Source organism: Mucilaginibacter flavidus (genome assembly GCF_024055575.1).
GTDB classification, from domain to species: Bacteria; Bacteroidota; Bacteroidia; order Sphingobacteriales; family Sphingobacteriaceae; genus Mucilaginibacter; species Mucilaginibacter flavidus.
Genome location: NZ_JAMXOE010000027.1, coordinates 64,054 through 84,480 on the forward strand (window position 1 = coordinate 64,054; position 20,427 = coordinate 84,480).

9 protein-coding genes are annotated in these 20,427 nt (G+C 42.4%); all 9 read left to right on the forward strand.

The genetic code is table 11. From position 1 onward, the window contains the following. The first annotated feature begins 4 nt into the window (after positions 1-4). The 9 genes from NAF19_RS26245 to NAF19_RS26285 all read left to right on the forward strand — a co-directional run bounded on the left by NAF19_RS26245 (position 5) and on the right by NAF19_RS26285 (position 20,242). Positions 5-2,374 carry an ABC transporter permease gene (locus NAF19_RS26245; protein ID WP_252793340.1) on the forward strand — a complete coding sequence of 790 codons (2,370 nt, stop codon included), beginning with the start codon at positions 5-7 and terminating at the stop codon, positions 2,372-2,374. A gap of 90 nt (positions 2,375-2,464) precedes the next feature. Then, positions 2,465-4,897, forward strand: coding sequence for an ABC transporter permease (locus NAF19_RS26250; protein WP_252793341.1), 2,433 nt, complete (start codon positions 2,465-2,467; stop codon positions 4,895-4,897). A 79-nt stretch (positions 4,898-4,976) separates the two neighbouring features. Beyond that, positions 4,977-7,445, forward strand: coding sequence for an ABC transporter permease (locus tag NAF19_RS26255; RefSeq protein WP_252793342.1), 2,469 nt, complete (start codon positions 4,977-4,979; stop codon positions 7,443-7,445). A 73-nt stretch (positions 7,446-7,518) separates the two neighbouring features. Then, positions 7,519-9,984 (forward strand): ABC transporter permease, encoded by a 2,466-nt coding sequence (locus NAF19_RS26260; protein ID WP_252793343.1) that lies wholly within the window; start codon positions 7,519-7,521, stop codon positions 9,982-9,984. Positions 9,985-10,072: 88 nt separating this feature from the next. Next, positions 10,073-12,526: an ABC transporter permease gene (locus tag NAF19_RS26265; RefSeq protein ID WP_252793344.1), complete on the forward strand. Its 2,454-nt coding sequence runs from the start codon at positions 10,073-10,075 to the stop codon at positions 12,524-12,526. Between the two features lie 78 nt (positions 12,527-12,604). Beyond that, a complete protein-coding gene (locus NAF19_RS26270; protein ID WP_252793345.1) occupies positions 12,605-15,112 on the forward strand; it encodes an ABC transporter permease in 2,508 nt (835 codons plus the stop codon). Positions 15,113-15,342: 230 nt separating this feature from the next. Further along, positions 15,343-17,772: an ABC transporter permease gene (locus NAF19_RS26275; protein ID WP_252793346.1), complete on the forward strand. Its 2,430-nt coding sequence runs from the start codon at positions 15,343-15,345 to the stop codon at positions 17,770-17,772. Positions 17,773-17,879: 107 nt separating this feature from the next. Further along, a complete protein-coding gene (locus NAF19_RS26280; protein WP_252793347.1) occupies positions 17,880-18,677 on the forward strand; it encodes an ABC transporter permease in 798 nt (265 codons plus the stop codon). A gap of 8 nt (positions 18,678-18,685) precedes the next feature. Then, the gene (locus NAF19_RS26285; RefSeq protein WP_252793348.1) at positions 18,686-20,242 is read left to right on the forward strand and encodes an FtsX-like permease family protein; all 1,557 of its coding nucleotides are present in this window, start codon (positions 18,686-18,688) and stop codon (positions 20,240-20,242) included. Positions 20,243-20,427 lie beyond the last annotated feature (185 nt).

The following is a 20,427-nucleotide window of genomic DNA, read 5'->3' on the forward strand; positions in this document are numbered from 1 at the left end:
ACCCATGATAAAAAACTATATAAAAATAGCCTGGCGTAACCTTGTAAAAAACAAGTTTTACTCTATTATCAATATCGCAGGGCTTACTATGGGCCTGGTAATAGGTATGCTTATTTTGTTGTGGGTGCAGGATGAATTGAGCTTCGATTCTTTTCATAAAAATGGCAAAAATATCTATCGCGTAAATTCATTTTTGGGCAGCGGTACCAGCAAACGGGTTTGGGATAACACCCAGGGACCGGTTGCAACATATGCGCTGCGCGAAGTTCCGGGGGTTAAAAATGCAGTACGCATTACAAGCGGTTTCAATGGTGTGTTTACCTATAAAGATAAACTATTAAAGGAAAAGAATACGGCCTTTACCGACCCGTCGTTTTTTAAAATGTTTGATTTTAAGTTGCTGAAAGGTAACCCGGACAATCCTTTTCCAGATAACCAATCAGTTATAATTACCCAATCAACGTCTAAAAGGTATTTTGGTGATGATGACCCAGTAGGTAAAGTGCTGCAATTAGATCATAAAGACAATTTTACAGTTTGCGGAGTTATTGCTGATTTTCCGGGGAATTCGAGCATCAACTACGATATGCTTTTCCCGATGGATATTGTTGCAAAACGTTACAACAAGAATGATTTCTGGAAATCGCTCGACAGCGATTGGGGTAATTTTGGCTTTACCACATTTTTTGATATTAAACCTGGCACGCAGTTAAAACTGATAGGCGAGAAGCTAATAAGGATACAGGCTAAAAATGCACCATGGATTAAAGTAAACGTAAAGGATAACGCCTACCAATTGCAGCCGATTTCTACTATCCACCTGTATCAAGCGGATGGTTCGGCTTCAGGCGCGCAGACGGTAAACATATTTTTGTTGGTTGCGGTATTGATATTGCTTATTGCTTGCATTAACTATGTAAATCTTTCAACCGCGCGCTCAATTATCAGGGCAAAAGAAGTAAGCATCCGGAAAATAGTTGGGGCCCAAAAACTACAACTGTTTGGGCAGTTTATAATTGAAACGCTCATGTTTTTTGGTATTGCACTAGTGTTGGCATTTGTGTTTATAACACAGCTAATGCCTTACTATAACGATATTTCGGGCAAGCAAATGCATTTTGACCTGCTGCAGGCAGGCGTGTGGAAAGTAGTGTCGGTTACAGTTTTAGGCACATTGCTGGCCTCATCAATTTATCCTGCATTATTGTTGTCGTCGTTTGAGCCATTAAAAGCTTTGAAAGGCAAAATAAGTCTTGGTATTGGCAATGTTGCTTTTCGCAAAATATTGGTAACCACACAGTTCGTGTTCTCGGTTACCTTGATAATTGTAACACTGGTAATTGGCAAACAACTAAAATATGTGCGGGAACAAAACCCGGGTTACGATCGGTCGCAAACATTCGCTTTCAGGCTGGGCGCGTTGCAAAACCATATTGATGCAGTTAAAGCCGAGTTAAATAAAGAGCCTGCGATAAACGGCATTGCTTTTACAGACAACACGCTTGTAGATAACGGGCATACAACAGCCGGTGTATACTGGGATGGGAAAAATCTTAATGAAACCGTAATTGTACATCATTTGGGTATTGACGAAAAGTTTATCCCAATGATGAAGATAAAACTGCTTGCCGGCAGCAACTTCGCTGGTGTAAAAACAGACAGTGCGCATTTTATATTAAATGAAACAGCGGTTAAACTCACCGGATTAAAGAACCCGGTAGGAAAACGACTTAAGCTATTGGAAAGTTACGGAACAATTATCGGGGTAGTTAAAGATTTCAATACTGCATCATTCAAAGAACGGATTGAGCCCACAATAATTTATTTCGAGCCCAAAGGCAGGCAGTTATATGTAAAAACAACAGGGAAAAATGCTGCGAAAGCTATTGCAGCCGCTTCAAGATTGTGGAACCAATACAATCCAGGTTTCCCTTTTGAATATAATTTTTTAGACGAGCAATATGCAATGCTGTATAAAACAGACCAGCGTACCGGCATCTTATTCAATATCTTCTCGACCATTGCGATATTTATTTCGTGCCTTGGCCTGCTGGGCCTGGCTACCTATACCGCCCAGATAATGACCAAAGAGATAGGTATCCGCAAAGTATTGGGTGCCAGTGTGGCCGGTATAGTTACGCTGATATCAAAAGACTTTTTAAAGCTGGTGGTTATTGCAATTGCAATAGGTTCGCCCATAGCATGGTGGGCTATGAATAAATGGCTGCAAAGCTACGTTTACCGCATTGATTTAACGTGGTGGATATTTTTAGCCGCCGGGGCACTTGCTATCGGTATTGCTTTAATAACCATCAGTTTTCAGTCAATAAAAGCCGCGATGGCAAACCCGGTGAAGAGCCTTAGAAGTGAGTAGGCAGTTGGCAGTAGCAGTTTGCAGTCAGGCGCACTATATCGATACACCACTAATGAACTAATGAACAAGTGAACTAATGAATATAAAATCATGATCAGAAACTATTTAAGAAGCGCGCTTCGGAATATCAAGCGGCATCCATTCATATCCTTCATCAACATATTTGGTTTAACTGTAGGGTTAACCTGCTGCCTGCTTATCCTCGCTTATATCATAAATGAGCGCAGCTATGATAAGTTTAATAAAAATGCGAACGACATTTACCGGGTTACGCGTACGTTTTATACCGCGCCGGGGGTGGAGAACCTACATTTAAGTTCGGTTGCACCTCCGTTTGGGCCGTTGCTGCAAACTGCATTTTCTGATATTAAGAAAATCACCCGCGTGCTGCCAACTGGTACAACAGCTTTGAAATATAAGGACAAGCTTTTTAGCGAGAAAGGCGCCGCTTTTGCCGACGAGAACTTTTTCACGTTTTTTAATGTGCCGATAGTTAAGGGCGACTCTAAAAGAGGACTATCCGACCCTTACAGCATAATGCTTAGTGAGGCTATGGCGAAAAAATATTTTGGCGACGAGGACCCTTTAAACAAGGGCATCAAGCTGGATAATAATGGTCATGATTTTAAGGTTACCGGGGTATACCAGTCGTTTCCGGCAAATTCGCATATGCACCCGGAGATATTAATGTCATTCAACACATTGAAAGACAATGCTATTTATGGCGAAAAGGGGCTTCAGAGCGATTTTGGCAATAATTCATTTTATACTTTCCTGCTTTTTCCGAAGGATTACAATGTTGCCAGGGTTGCAGGACAGTTGCCCGACTTTCTTGACAAATACGTGCATTTGCAGGGAATGCCGGGTAACTTGAAAACTCACCAGGTTACCAAGCTGAGCTTGCAAAAATTGACTGATATTCACCTAAGGTCGCATCTGGATGACGAGTATGAAGAGAATGGCGATATCAATCGTGTATATATATTTTCGGCCATCGCTTTATTTATTTTGCTGATAGCCTGTATCAATTACATGAACCTGTCGACCGCGCGGTCAGCATTAAGGGCAAAAGAAATAGGCATAAGGAAAGTAATAGGCGCGGAGCGTAAAGAAATTATCATACAGTTTTTAAGCGAATCGGTGCTCATCACATTTATGGCGCTGGTGCTCGCTGCGATTTTGACGGCGGTAGTCATTCCCTTCGTTAATAATATGTCGGCGCAGCACCTCTCAATCCGAAGCTTGCTGCATCGAAATGTTTTGCTGCCGATATTATTGCTTCCTTTTTTTATAGGGATCATCAGCGGTATTTACCCGGCTGTGTTTATGTCATCGTTTTTACCGGTTAAGGTGCTTAAGGGAATAGTTAAAGCGGGCGGGGGCGGCATATCTTTTAGGAAGGTATTGGTTGTGCTGCAGTTCTCTATCTCGATAATTTTAATAGTTGCTACGACGGTGGTTTTTCAGCAGCTGCAGTATATTCAAACAAAAGCTCTTGGTTTTAATAAAAACCACATTTTAACCCTTGATTATGTAAATAGTTTAGGCAGGCAGTTTGAAAGTTTTAAAAATGACCTTAAGAAAAACGCTTCTATAAAGGATGTAGGCAGGTCGTCAAGAATCCCATCCGGGCGATTGCTGGATGACCAAAATGCTTCATTAATTGAGGGTGGCTCGCTACAGGCTGTGAAAATAGATTTGAAGTACCTTGCTACCGACTACGGCTTTATTCCAACTTTTGGCATGCAGATGGCATCCGGCCGGAATTTCTCAAAGGAATTTTCGACCGATACCAACAATTTTGTAATTAATGAAGAGGCTGTAAAGCAATTTGGTTGGAAAAATGAAAACGCGATAGGCCGTGATCTGCAATACGGGAACACTAAGGGTAAAATAATCGGCGTGGTAAAGGATTTTCATTTCGAGTCCTTACATCAGAAAATCATACCGTTACTGTTTTCTATGCCATCGCCTCAAAATAACGATTTTCATAAAATGTCGATAAAAATCGATGGCAATAACCCCAGGGCCGCTATCCAGGTCATCCAGGACACCTGGCGCAAATACCTGCCCGAAACGCCGTTTGATTTCACTTTTCTTGATGAAAAATTCGGCCAGCTTTATAACAGCGAGCAACAGCAAGGCAGCTTGTTTACCATATTTTCGTGCATAGCTATATTTATTGCTTGTCTTGGTTTATTTGGGCTTTCGGCCTTTACCATTACTCAACGAATAAAAGAGATTGGCGTAAGAAAAGTATTGGGCGCGTCGGTACCGCAAATTGTGCGGGAACTATCAAAAGATTTCTTGCTGCTTGTTTTAATTGCATCGGTAATAGCTTTGCCTATCGCGTGGTATTCAATGCATCAGTGGCTACTTGATTTTGCTTTCCGCATCAGCATTGCCTGGTGGGTGCTGGTCATGGCCGGTGTGCTGGCGGTGATAATTGCATTTGCAACTATTAGTTTCCAATCAATAAAAGCAGCGTTAATGAACCCGGTGAAGAGCCTACGTTCCGAGTGATTAGAGATTAGTTGTACGGCTTTGATTCCGGCTTTGAACTATCAACCATGAACATAATTGAACTAATGAACCAACCATCATGATTAAAAACTATTTTAAAATTGCTTTTCGGGGATTCCGCAAGCATAAACTCTTTACGCTGATAAATATAATTGGCTTATCCATAGGTATTAGCGCCTCGTTGGTCATATATCTCATTGTTCAATATGATTTAAGTTTCGATAAATCCCACCGAGATAGTTCCCGGATTTACCGGGCGGTGAGTAATTTTACCTTCCAGGGTAGCCCGAGTTATTCCAGCGGGGTTTGTGGCCCTTTGGCCGGGGCCATAAAAAGCCAGGCAACAGGTGTGGAATTGGTAACGCCAATTTATACTTTAAACCCCGATGTTTTTATTGCAGGGAAGCAAAATAATACTCCTACAAGGTTTAAGGCGCAAGATAGAATTGCCCTGACGGACCAGGTATATTTTAAAATTTTTGATTATGTGTGGTTGGCCGGCTTACATTCGGGTGCCTTGGATGCCCCTAACCAGGTAGTATTAACATCCGAACGTGCAAAGCTTTATTTCCCGTCGTTGACTTATGACCAAATGATTGGCAAAATAGTTACTTATGATACCATTAAAACAACGGTGACCGGGATTGTACAAACCCCGGAAGAAAACACTGATTTGGCTTTTCACGATTTTATATCTTTTGGCACAGGTACGGTAAACAAGGACCTGAACGAGCAGCTTGGGTTAAAGGAATGGGAAAGCACAAACTCTGCTTTCGAGGTGTTCATGAAGCTGTCGCCAACAGCATCTGCGGCAAACGTTGTGAAGCAACTTAATATTATATTGAAAAAAAGCAGTCCGCCAAGACCTGAGTTAAAAGGGAGCACTCATGCGTTTGGCCTTGAACCGCTTGCCAATATCCACTTTAGCGAAAAATACGGCACGTTTGACTTTAGTTCATCGGCAAATAAAACAACACTGTACGGCCTGCTTGCAATAGGTGCGTTCCTGCTTTTATTGGGCTGCATCAACTTTGTTAATTTAACTACTGCGCAGGCTACGCAAAGGGCCAAAGAAATTGGCATACGTAAAACTATGGGCAGCAGCCGCATGCAGTTGGTAACACAATTTTTAAGCGAAACTTTTTTCATCACGCTCTTTGCCGTCATTATTGCGATTATACTGGCCCCGGTTATTTTAAAGACATTTGCCGATTTTATTGCCCCTGGCATAAAAGCAGACTTTATACACCGCCCTGATATCATCCTGTTCCTGGTAGCATTGACTATTGTGGTAAGCCTGTTATCGGGCCTATACCCGGCGCTTATTCTTTCGGGTTACAAACCTGTGCAGGTGCTTAAAAATCAGGCACAAAGCAACAGCAACAAAACCAGGAACGCCTGGTTGCGCAAATCGTTAACCGTTTCGCAATTTGTTATTGCCCAGTTTTTTATAATGGCTACAGTTTTGGTAAGTAAGCAAATATATTATGCATTGCATAAGGACCTCGGGTTTAAAAAAGATGCGATAGTTTATATCCAGACGCCTTATAAAAACATGACCATAAGCAAAAACCAGGTATTATATAACAGGTTGCGTTCTATCCCTCAGGTTGAAATATCGAGTATGGGTGGGGCCGCACCATCATCAAATAATACCAATACCACTTCGGCTACTTTTATGGACGGAAAAAAGGAAATTATAACAGGGGTGGAAGTAAAAAGCGGAGATGAAAACTACATTAAGGTTTACAACATCAAGCTGCTTGCCGGCAGAAATATTGAAAAGAGCGATACTTCAACAGGCTTTTTGATCAATAATAAATATGCTAAATTACTTGGTTTCAAAAACCCTCACGACGCTGTTGGCCAGCAAATAATTAAGTTTAATGGCGACCATAAAATGACTATACTGGGTGTTGTAGCCGATTTTTACGAACACTCGTTACAATCGCCTATAAATCCATGTGCCATCCGGTTTGGTACCCGCACCTATCAAACAAGTACATTCCATATAGCCTTAAAGCCGGAGACAGAAGGGGGCAACGAATGGAAAAAGGCCATTGCAACCATGGAAAAACAATACAAAGCCATTTATCCCGACGACGATTTTGACTATCATTTTTACGACGAGTCGATAGCTAAATTTTACGATAAAGAACAGCATGTTTCAAAATTATTAAGCTGGGCAACAGGATTGTCGATTTTTATAAGCTGCCTTGGCTTGCTTGGCCTGGCTATTTATACCACTAACCAACGCACCAAAGAAATTGGAGTGCGAAAGGTATTGGGCGCTTCAGTAACCCAAATTGTAACCTTGTTATCGTCGGAGTTGATATGGCTGATTCTGCTGGCGTTTATACTGGTTACACCTATAGCCTGGTATTCCATGAACAAATGGATGGAAGGATATGCTGATAAAACAACTATCAGTTGGTGGATATTCGCAGCGAGCGGCGCGGGGATGTTGCTGGCAGCCGTATTTACATCCAGTTTCCAGACAATTAAAGCAGCTATTGCAAACCCGGTGAAAAGCCTGAGATCGGAGTGATTAGAGATCATAGATTAGCAAGCTTCACCAATGACTAATGACAGCGCAGCGAAATGACTATTGACCCAATAAAATGATAAAAAACTATTTAAAAATTGCACTCCGCGGATTCAGGAGGCATAAGCTGTTTACTTTGATAAACATTGTCGGTTTGTTAATTGGCACAAGCGCGGCCATTGTAATATACCTGATCGTACATTTTGAACTTAATTTCGATAAGTTTCATAACGATGGGGACCGTATTTACCGTGTAGTGTCAAACTATTCATTCCAGGGTGAAGTGGGCCATAACAGTGGTGTTTGCGGCCCTCTGCCTGCCGCAGTTAAAAGCCAGGTAACTGGAGTGGATTTGTCAGCGCCTTTTTTTACGCTCTCACAGCCAAATGTGTTTGTAAAGAATAAAGCCGATGCGCCTGAAATTCGTTTTAAAAACCAGGACGACGTGGTGCTGGCAGGCCCGGAGTATTTTAAAATGTTTAATTACATCTGGCTGGCAGGTTCGGCCAAATCTGCATTAGAAGCGCCAAACCAGGTGGTACTGGCATCGGCACAGGCGAAAAAATATTTCCCTGGTTTATCGTACAGCGAAATGCTGGGGAAAGTTGTTAGTTACGATTCCATTAAAATAACCGTTACCGGCATTGTGCAAACCCTTACGCAAAACAGCGACCTTACTTTTCACGATTTTATATCATACAGCACAGGTACAGTTGTTAAAGACCTTAAAGAACAGTTGACGCCTACCGACTGGGGTGGTACCACATCTGCATCGCAACTGTTTATTAAACTATCGCCAACTGCAAAGGTGGCCGGTATTGAAAAGCAGCTAAATGCTATCTTAAAGAAAAATAACCCGCCTAAGGCAGAAAACAAAGGCAATAGCAGTGACTTTGGCCTGCAGCCGTTAAGCGATCTGCATTTTAATAGCAATTACGGCAATTTTGATACCGGGCATATAGCCAACAAAAATACACTGAATGGCCTTTTAATTATTGCAGGCTTTTTGTTGTTATTAGGTTGTATTAACTTTATAAACCTTACCACTGCACAGGCCAACCAACGTGCAAAGGAAATTGGTATACGTAAAACAATGGGCAGCAGCCGTGCGCAACTTGTTTTCCAGTTCTTAAGCGAAACGTTTATTGTTACACTGGTTGCCGTTGTCCTGTCGGCCGCGCTGGCCCCGGTTGTGCTGAAAATATTTTCTGACTTTATAACGACGGGTATTAAAGTTGATTACCTGCACCAGCCTGATCTTGTTGTATTTCTCTTTGTACTCGTATTAGCTGTGAGCCTGTTGTCAGGATTTTACCCGGCAATAGTGCTATCGGGCTACAAGCCGGTTTCAGTACTAAAAAACCAGGTAACCGGCAGCAAAAGTCGTAAAGTATGGCTGCGTAAATCGTTGTCGGTAGCGCAATTTGTAATTGCGCAGTTCTTTATAATGGCAACGGTATTGGTAAGCAAGCAAATACATTACGCACTGCATAAAGACCTCGGTTTTAAAAAAGACGCGATAATCACTTTTTCCTCGCCGTATAAAAACCGTACCGATGCGCGTAACCGTGTTTTTTTTAACAAGCTAAGCGCAATGCCGCAGGTAGAAATGGTGAGCCTCGGCGGTGCGCCGCCTTCATCAGGCAGTACCCACTCTACTGAAGTTACCTACCAGGATGGTAAAAAAGAGATAAAAACTGATGTTCAGCTAAAATTCGGCGACGCTAACTACATGAAGTTGTATAAGCTAAGAATGCTTGCCGGTAGGACATTACTCACCACTGATTCTTCGACAGGTGTGGTAATAAATGAAAAATACTCGCAAATACTTGGGTTTAAAACACCAGCTGCAGCTTTGGGCGCCACGCTAAACCATTTTAATGGTGTAAAAACATTACAGGTGGTTGGCGTTGTCGCCGATTTTCATGAGAAATCGTTACATGAAGCTATTAAGCCGCTTGCCATATACAAAGGAAATAATAGTTTTATGAGGGGCACGTTCCATATAGCCCTTAAACCTGAAACTGCCGGTGGTGGCGAATGGAAAACAACCATTGCCGGTATCCAGAAAACATGGAAGGAAATTTACCCGGACGATGATTTTGAATACCACTTTTTTGATGAATCCATCGCCAAGTTTTACGAAAGTGAGCAACATATTTCAACATTGCTGACCTGGGCAACCGGGTTATCTATATTTATCAGCTGCCTTGGTTTGCTCGGCCTTGCCATTTATACCACCAACCAGCGCACAAAGGAAATAGGTGTACGCAAGGTGCTTGGCGCCTCGGTGACTCAAGTGGTGACGCTGCTGTCGTCTCAATTGATTATGCTTATTGTGCTGGCATTTATAATAGTAACGCCAATTGCCTGGTATTCAATGAACCAATGGATGCAGGGCTTTGCCGACCGCACCACAATAAGCTGGTGGATTTTCGCAATAAGCGGTGCAGGAATGCTGTTAGCTGCTATATTTACGTCAAGCTTTCAAACTATAAAAGCGGCTATTGCAAACCCGGTGAAGAGCCTTAGAAGTGAGTAGGCAGCGAGCAGTAGCAGTTGGCAGTCAAAATCTGCGTATGTGTATCACCAATGAACTAATGAACAATTGAACTAATGAACCAATCACAATGATAAAGAACTATTTTAAAATCGCTTTCCGGAGCTTCAGGCAGCATAAATTATTTACGCTGATCAACGTTGTAGGCTTATCGATAGGTATCAGCACCGCGCTGGTGATTTACCTGATAGTAAACTACGATTATACGTTTGATAAGTTTCATAAGGACGGTGACAGGATTTACAGGGTGGTTAGCAATTATTCATTTAATGGTTCGCCTAGCTATAACAGCGGTGTAACAGGGCCATTGGGATTGGCGGTGCATACTGAGGCAACCGGTATAGAAGAGTCGGCGCCGTTTCGCACCACCGGGGGAAACATTTTAATACGCGACGGTAGCAAAGCGCCAGTAAAATTTAAAAATCAAGGCAATATTGTTTACGCCGAGGCGTCGTATTTTAATTTGTTTGAATACAAATGGCTGGCTGGCTCTCCAAAAATGTCGTTAACTAATGCGCACCAGGTGGTGTTAACATTGAGCCAGGCACAAAAGTATTTCCCAAACCAAAGTATCGATAAAATTGTTGGAAAACAGGTAATTTATGATGACACTGTTAAAAATACCGTAACGGGAATCGTCGCTGATATTAAGGATAACACCGATTTTACGTTTCACGACTTTATTTCGCTTGCTACGCTTCGAATAAATAAAAACGAAAACCCAGATGTTCAAAACTGGGGCAGCACATCGTCAAATTCACAATTATTCTTAAAACTTGGTAAAGGTTCGCAGCCAAAAAATATCGAGCGACAATTAAACGCTTTGCTTAAAAGGCATAACCCACCCAAGGCCGGCAATAAAGGTTTTAACCAGGTTTTTGCTTTGCAGCCGCTGGCTGATATGCATTTTAATGAAAGGTACTCTAATTTCGATATACCGGTTGTAAGCACAAAGACCTTGTATAGCTTAATGACGCTGGCGGCATTTCTGCTGTTGTTAGGCTGTATCAACTTTGTGAACCTTACTACAGCACAAGCTTCACAAAAAGCAAAAGAGATTGGTATACGCAAAACGCTGGGCAGTACACGTGGACAGGTAATAGGCCAATTTCTTAGCGAGACTTTTTTGGTTACCTTGTTTGCCGTTATTGTGGCGGTCGCCTTATCGCCGGTTATTTTGAAATTGTTCGAAGGGTTTATTCCCCCAGGATTAAAAGTTGACTTTTTACATCATCCCGGCATAGGTCTGTTTTTATTAGCGCTAACTATTGTGGTGAGCCTTCTTTCCGGCTTTTACCCGGCGCTGGTATTGTCATCATACAAACCGGTACACGTGCTAAAAAACCAGGCTGTTGGCGGCAAAAGCAAAACCCGAAATGCCTTGCTCAGAAAATCGTTAACCGTAACCCAGTTTATGATAGCCCAGTTTTTTATAATGGCTACCATATTGGTTAGCAAACAAATTTATTACGCGCTGCATAAAGATCTCGGGTTTAAAAAAGATGCGATAATTTACGTAGATACCCCATGGAACGATAAAAAGCCGGAAAATAAAAAGGTGTTTTTAGATAAAGTTCGCGCTATTCCGCAAATTGAACTTGTAGCTATGGGCGGTGATATTCCATCATCAAACGGTTGGAACTCGAGAGATATAACCTATAAAGACGGCAAGAAAGAAGTGAAAGTTGAGTTGCAGACAAAATCTGGCGATGAAAATTACATTAAGGTTTATAAGATAAAGCTGCTTGCCGGCCGCAATATAATGCTAAGCGATTCGACTACCGGGATGCTGATTAATAAAACTTATGCGCAGATATTGGGCTTTAAAACACCAACGGACGCACTAGGCAAGTTTATCGATTTTAGCGAAAAACAAAAGATGCAGATTGTAGGCGTAATAGCTGACTTTCACCAGGGCTCGCTTCACTCCGAAATTAAACCAATGGCCATTTACCCTGACAAATGGAATTTTGGTTCGTTACATATCGCCTTAAAGCCACAGACGGCAAATAACAATGGCGACTGGAAAAAAGGCATTGCCGCCATTGAACGGGCGTGGAAAGAAATTTACCCCGACTATGATTTTGAATCGCACTTTTTTGACGAAACCATCGCCAAATTTTACGAAACTGAACAAAAAACATCCACGCTTTTAGGCTGGGCAACAGGGTTGTGTATCTTCATAAGCTGCCTGGGCTTACTTGGCCTGGCTATTTATACCACCAACCAACGCACCAAAGAGATTGGCGTACGCAAAGTTCTGGGTGCTTCAGTTACCCAAATAGTTACCCTGTTGTCAACTGAATTGGTGTGGCTTATTATACTCGCGTCAGTTTTAATAACACCGCTGGCCTGGTACGCCATGAACCGATGGATGCAGGGGTTTGCAGATCGTACCACGATAAGCTGGTGGATATTCGCCCTAAGTGGAGCCGGAATGTTGCTGGCCGCAGTATTTACATCAAGCTTTCAAACAATTAAGGCGGCTGTTACAAACCCGGTGAAGAGCCTGCGTTCTGAGTGATTAGAGACTGCAGATTAGGAAAGCATGCCGGAAATGAGTGCCTTCCGCCCATGAACTATAAACTATTAACTAATAAATATGCTTAAAATTAACCTAAAGCTTGCGTTCCGGAATATATTCAGGAACAAATTGTACACAGCCATAAATATTGTTGGCCTTAGCGTTGCAAGTGCATTCTGTATTTTGGTTTACCTGTACGTTAAAAGTGAACAATCGTTCGATAGGTTTCATAATGATCAGGCCCGGTTAGTCAGGGTTGAGAGATCGGAGAAACCGGACCCGGTGTTTGATAAAAAGCCGGAGAAGAGTTTGTTTTCATTTTTGATGAAGAATGAAGAACAACGAAACATGTTAGCTACGCCTACTGAGCTCGCATTGGATTTTAAACAAAATATACCCGGAATTGAGGCGGCCATACGCCTGGGTGGTATGTACAACCCCAATGTTAAGGTTGGTAATGTTACCTTTAAAGAGAAGGAAAATATTACTTATGCCGACGCCGATTTTTTTAAGGTTTTTAACTATCCGCTGGTAAGCGGCACCCCATCCACTGTACTTGCAGCCAGGAACACAGCTGCTATAAGTGAGCGCCTTGCTGAAAAATATTTCGGCAAGGCAAATCCTGTAGGTAAAACGTTGATCTTTACCGATGAAGAAAAAATGCCGCCCGTTACTATCAGCGGTGTGTTTAAAAACTTCCCTGTCAACTCCAGTTTTCAATATGATTTGATCGTGTCGATGGAGTCGGATCCCAATTATGCCGGTAACCTGGCTACGGGCTTAAATTCATCAAACAAATTACTTATTTTAAAGCTGAAGCCGGGTGTGGATATTGCAAAATTTAACGCCAAGCTTAACCTGTATGCTAAAAACCTTTACCGCCCCTACAACGAAAAGCTAAAAACCCTGATCCCAGGCTATAAAGTAGAGGATACGAATTTTATTTTGAGGCCATTTGCTGATGCGCACTATAACCAAAGTGCAGGCTGGCCACATTTTACCGATATGAAAAACATTTATCAATTGGCATGCCTAACCATAGTTATCCTGTTGATAGCCTGTTTAAATTATATTTTGCTCACTTTAACCAGCGCGGTATCCCGGTCGCAGGATGTGGGCATCCGCAAAACCATAGGAGCGGGCCGGAAGCAGATCGTATTCAAATATTATATTGAAACACAGTTGCTGGCATTTATAGCTGTTATTGCAGGCCTTTTACTGGCTGTAATTGGTATGCCCTTTTTCAACAACCTAACAGGGGCGGTGTTGTCGTTATCGTCGTTCTCTTTTGGCAGTATCGCTGCAATGCTTTTTGTTTTGGCGTTGATATTAGGTTTACTGGCAGGCATTTATCCGGCGGTAGCCATGTCCGGCTTAAAACCGCTGAGTATTATGAAGAGCTTTTCGGCCTATAAAATTAGCCCATTCCTTTCAAAGAGCCTGGTGGTTGTGCAGTTTACTAGCTGCGTAATATTGGTTATTTCGGCATTGGCCATTAACAAACAAATGCACTTTGTAAACTCGGCCAGCCTGGGTTTTGATAAAGACCTTGTTTTGCGCGCTGAAAACCCGTATGGGTGGAACGAGTCGCAAAAGGCTGCTGCCTTTAAGGCACAGTTAGCACATTATGCCGAAACTAACCCGGCATTATCGGGGATGACCGCCACATCGTTCTCGTTTGGCTCGCACAGCGCAAACAATTTCATCATTAACGGCGAAAGGACGATGGTGCTATTTTTAAACGTGGACTACGGTTATTTTTCGTTCAATAAAATTAAAATAGTTGCAGGCCGCGATTTTTCGAGAGATATACCTTCCGATAGCTCCAAGACAATTATCCCCGATTTGGAGAAATCGCATAAGGGGAGCCTGGCACGCCACACCGTAATAGTTAACGAGACATTATACAAGATGCTTGGTAAACCTGAACTGGGTGTTATTAACCGCACAATGGGTGGTATGATAATTGGCGTTTGCAAGGACTACCATACCGATGATTTTACGAAAAAAATAGAGCCTGCATACCATACCGTTAATAGCGGCGGAATTTTCAGCTACTACATCAGGATAAGGCAAGGGCAATCCGTACCGAAAGTGATGGATGATATTAAATTAGCATGGAACCAGCTTACGGGTAATTTGCCGCTTAGCTACACCTTTATGGATGAAGAAATTGCCAAAAGCTATGATGCCTACCAACGCTGGATGACAACCATAACCACATCGTGCATATTAGCCATTATAATAGCCTGCCTTGGGTTGTTTGGACTATCGGGCCTCAATACCATTAACCGCACCAAAGAAATTGGCATCCGCAAAGTATTAGGTGCGTCAGTAAGCAATCTTTTCCTGCTGCTTAACCGGGGGACTTTGATTATAGCTACGGGCTCATTTGTCGTTGCAGCTCCTATTGCCTGGTACCTGGTTCACCAATGGCTCGATAATTTTGCTTACCGCATAACACCCGATTGGGGGCTATTTATTACAGCTGGTATCATCGCCATGATAACAGCCATTATTGCGGTGAGTTACCATACCATCAAGGCAGCAATGAGTAACCCGGTAAAAAGCCTTAGGAGTGAGTAGAAATTTTTTCGATTAGAGACCGGAATTAGTTAAACCTATTCCGGTCTCTCTTTTGTAACTAATCGCTGGTCTCTAACCTCTAATCACTTAGCCACCTGTATCAAAACCGAACACTTACTGTTACACTTACGAACATATTCGTACACCTGTATAATACGTATGTTATTGATTTGCAATAACTTAAATATTTGGTATGTATTTTAACCCTATATCATTAACAATAATTTATCATGATTAAAAATTACTTTAAAATAGCGTGGCGAAACATTGTTCACCACAAAGGATATACAGCAATAAATGTTTCTGGTTTAACGGTTGGCATCGCAGCCTGCTTGCTCATATACGTGGTTGTACAATACGAATTGAGCTTCGATACTTTTCAGCCCAATTTTAAAAATATTTACCACGTTGTTACGGAGCAAAAGCGCGAAGGTGATATGGCCTATAACCCGGGAGTGCCGGCACCGGCAACCGAGTCGTTAAGGCTTGATTTTCCGCAGATAAAAGTTGCGGCCCTTAATTCAAGCTACGGCAGCCAGATAACCGTACCTGAAGGCAACTCGGCGACGGGCGTGGGCGATAAAAAGTTTGCCGAATCTATCGGTGTAGTATTTGTTGAACCGCAGTACTTCGATATTTTCAGTGCAGACTGGCTGGCTGGCAGCAAATCGGCATTGAAGGATGCAAATACAGTGGTGATAGACAAAAGCAGGGCTGAAAAATACTTTGGCGACTGGAAAAACGCCATGGGTAAAACCCTCAAAATGGATAACCTGCTAAATTTAAAAGTGGTAGGTATTATTGAAGATGCGCCGGCTAACTCAGATGTTCCGTTTCGTGTATTGGTATCGTTCATTACCTGCAAACAACACCCCAATGAATATGGTTACAACAACAACTGGCACGCGCTAAGCAGCAATCACCAGGTTTTTGTGCAACTCCCGGCAAACGAATCTGTTGAGCGAATTAATAATCAGCTTAAAACTTTTGCACACAGGCATGCAGGTGAAAAAGGCAAAGTCGGCATGTCGAATTTTTTACAGCCATTAGGCGAACTGCATTTCGATAAGCGTGTTGGCAATACCTTGAGCGACCATTTAACCAGCAAGTCTACTTTACGCGTTCTGTCATTCATTGCCATTTTGGTAATCATTATGGCATCCATAAATTTCATAAATCTTTCAACAGCGCAATCGGTGGGCCGGTCGAAAGAGGTGGGTATCCGTAAAGTGCTGGGCAGTTCACGCGGTCAGCTAATAGGGCAGGTGATGGGCGAAACAACTATCATAGTTGCCGTATCGTTAATCCTTGGGCTTATTGTAGCTAAGATAGCGCTGCCGTATCTAAAAAACATAGCCAGCGTACCTGACGATATTGCGCTGCTTAGCGTGGGCAGCGTATTATTTTTGATTGCTGCAACCGTCTTAATCATCCTTTTGTCGGGTGTTTATCCGGCGCTGGTAGTATCGGGCTTTAAACCCGTATCGGCGCTTAAAAACAAGATCACAGCGGCCTCTATAGGTGGCATCCCGCTGCGCAGGGGACTGGTGGTATTGCAGTTTGGTATTTCTCAGCTGCTCATCATCGGTACCATTATAGCAGTTAAGCAAATGCGCTACGTCAATGAAGCTGATTTAGGCTTTAACAAGGAAGCAATATTAGTTATACCCGGCTCAACAGATAGCCTGAGTTTACGCAAAATGCAATCGTTTAAGGAACAGTTGCTTCAAACCCCAGAGATAAAATCGGTAAGTTTTGTATCTGATGTGCCATCGTCTGACAACAACTGGGGCACCAATTTTTATTACAATCAGGAAAATAAGGAAAACGGTATTACCACATTTTTAAAATATGGCGATGACGATTACTTTAAAACCTTTCAACTGCAATTTGTAGCGGGCAAAGGCTACGACCGTAGCGATACGGCAAGGCAGGCAGTGGTTAACGAGACGTTTTTGAAAAAACTGAACGTGCTAAAACCCGAAGACGCTATAGGTAAAACGGTAAAGCTTGGTGGTAATAACAGCCCGTGGCTACCTATTGTAGGCGTTGTTAAAGATTTTAAAACTAACTCTTTACGCGAGTCTGTTAAACCAATAGTAATAACATCGCGCAAGAGCCAGGAAGGCGAGATAACCGTAAAGCTGCAAACTAAAAGCCTCACCAAAACAGTATCAACCATACAACATCAATGGGAAAAAACGTACCCCGAGTATGCCTATACCGGCTACTTTTTGGATGATAACATCGCACAATTTTATAGCCAGGAAAACCAGCTGGCCCTTGTTTATAAAATATTTGCGGGCATAGCTGTATTCATTTCGTGCCTTGGCTTGTATGGCCTGGTATCGTTTATGGTAGTGCAACGCACCAAAGAAGTAGGTGTTCGCAAGGTTTTGGGAGCATCGGTAAGCAGCATAGTAATGCTGTTTTCGAAGGAGTTTATGATACTGATTGCAATTTCGTTTGTAATAGCCATGCCGGTATCGTGGTACCTGATGTCGGGCTGGTTGCAAAGCTTTGTTTACCGCATAAATATCACATTTGACGTGTTTTTACTGGCCGTGGTATCATCAGTAATACTGGCCTGGGTAACGGTAGGCTACAAAGCAATAAAAGCAGCGCTGGCAAACCCGGTGAAGAGTATGAGGAGTGAGTAATTAATCATTGAATAATTAGGTCATTTAGTCATTGCTTTGCCGCTTGATTAACTAACGAACATACCAATGACCTAATGACAGCGAAGTGAATGACCAATTGATCAACCATGATACGAAACTATTTTAAAACCACCGTGCGCAGCCTGTTAAAAAACAGGGGCTACAGTTTTTTAAATATCACCGGGCTGGCTATCGGTATAGCTTGTGCTTCGCTGATATTTTTGTGGGTGCAGGACGAACTGACTTTTAATCACAATTATCAAAAGAAGGATCAGCTATACACTATTTATGAAAACCAGACCTACAATGGTAAAATAAGCACGTTTCATGCAACACCAGGGCCAATGGCAAAGGTTTTAAAAGCCGAGATACCGGGGATAAAAAATGCGGCAAGAATTAGTGGATTTGGTGACCAGTTGTTTGCGCTGGGCGATAAAATCATTAACGAAAAAGGCACTTATGCCGACGTTGAACTGTTCTCAATGCTTCAATTGCCATTTGTATATGGCAGCGCGTCAAATGCATTTCAGCAAATACATTCGGTGGTTATTAATGAAACCATGTCGAAGAAATTCTTTGGGGATGCTGATCCAATTGGGAAATCGCTAAAAGTAAATAACGAACAGGAATATACAGTTACAGGCGTATTTAAGGACCTTCCAAAAAATTCCACCTTACAGTTTCACTGGCTTGCGCCGATGGCCAATATCGACCATAAACAGCCCTGGATGGATATGTGGGGTGCCAATTGGGCCCGTACCTATGTTGAGCTTGAATCGAACGCTAGTTTATCGTTGGTTAACAAGAAGTTAAGCAACTTTATCGCCGGTAAAACACAAAGTGAAAATACAACTGTGTGCTTTTTGTTCGGGATGAATGACTGGAACCTGCATGATAATTTTTAGATGGTAAAATGATCGGCGGACGTATACAGTATGTAAAACTCTTCTCTTTTATTGCCTGGATAATCTTACTAATTGCCTGTATCAACTTCATGAACCTGGCTACTGCACGATCTGAGCAGCGGGCTAAAGAAGTTGGTGTGCGTAAAGTGATGGGGGCTGGCAAAGGCAAGTTGATAGGCCAGTTTATCGGCGAAGCGCTGGTAATGTCGTTTGTGGCTGTATTAGTCGCCATTGGTTTGGTGTACATTGCGTTGCCTTCATTTAACAACCTGGTTCAAAAGGAAATGCTCGTAAATATCCTTGAGCCATCGAATCTTATTTATTTATTGAGTATAAGTATCATAACAGGTTTATTGGCAGGTAGTTATCCGGCATTTTATTTGTCATCTTTTAACCCGATAGCTGTTCTTAAAAATATCAAGATAAAATCAAGTTCCGGTTCAGGTTTTATCAGGCAGAGTTTGGTGGTAATTCAGTTTACCGTTTCTATTATTTTAATTATCGGTACTGTAAGTATTTACCAGCAAATTCAGCACGTTAAAAGTCGTGAGTTGGGCTATAATAAAGACAACCTGGTTTATGTAAATCTGCAGGGCAAACAGGGCGACCAGTTTACCGCAATATATAATGATTTGATGAAGTCAGGCATTGCAACAAATGCTGCGTTGAGTAATGACCGTGCTATTGAAGTTGGCAGTAACACTGATAACTACAGTTGGGACGGCAAAGACGCCTCAAAAAATCCATTGATATCCTGGCAAAATGTTAGTTCGCAATTTATCTCGACAATGGGGATAAAGATGGCAGCAGGGCGCGATTTTTATCCTCAATCAGCATTGGATAGCAACTACGTAATCATCAATGAAGCCTTCGCCAAACAAATGGGCAAAGAGGGCCGGGTAGGCGGTATCATCAGGGATGGCGGTAAAAAGGCATTCCAGATCGCGGGTATCATGAAGGACTATCTCTATAACGATATGTACGGCAAAGCGGACCCATTGTTGATATACAATCACCCTGCAGATACCCGGGTACTGACTATCCGCTTAAAAAATGGTGTTAATAAACAAGATGCAATTGTAAAGGCCGGAAATATTGTAAAAGCGGACAGTCCCGGCTATCCATTCGATTATCAATTTGTTGATAATGATTTCGACGAACTATTTAAAACGGAAACGCTTACCGGAAGCCTTGCAGCCGTATTTGCAGCATTGGCTGTATTTATTTCGTGCCTTGGTTTATTTGGCTTAACGGCATATACCGCTGAAAGAAGGATAAAAGAAATAGGCATTCGCAAAGTGCTTGGTGCCACCGTAGCCGGCCTTACCGGTTTGTTGTCAAAAGATTTCTTAAAGTTGGTTTGCATTTCATGTTTAATAGCTTTCCCGGTAGCATGGTGGGCAATAAACAACTGGCTGCAAAGCTATCAATACAGGATTAGCATCCAGTGGTGGGTTTTTGCTATGGCAGGAGTTGTATCACTGTTTATAGCATTGGCGACGGTAAGTTTCCAGGCAGTTAAAGCCGCTGTCGCCAACCCTGTGATGAGTTTGCGTTCGGAATAATTATGGGGCAATTCGAGGCGCTGTCATTATTCATGGGTAGTTTGGGGCAGACCTTTTTATCACAATAAAATCGAGTAGGAAGTAAGGGATTATTTCCCTTACTGTCCTCTCACACCACCGTACGTGCCGTTCGGCATACGGCGGTTCAATAAACATTAACAGTTTTTCAGCGGGGTGGTGATGTC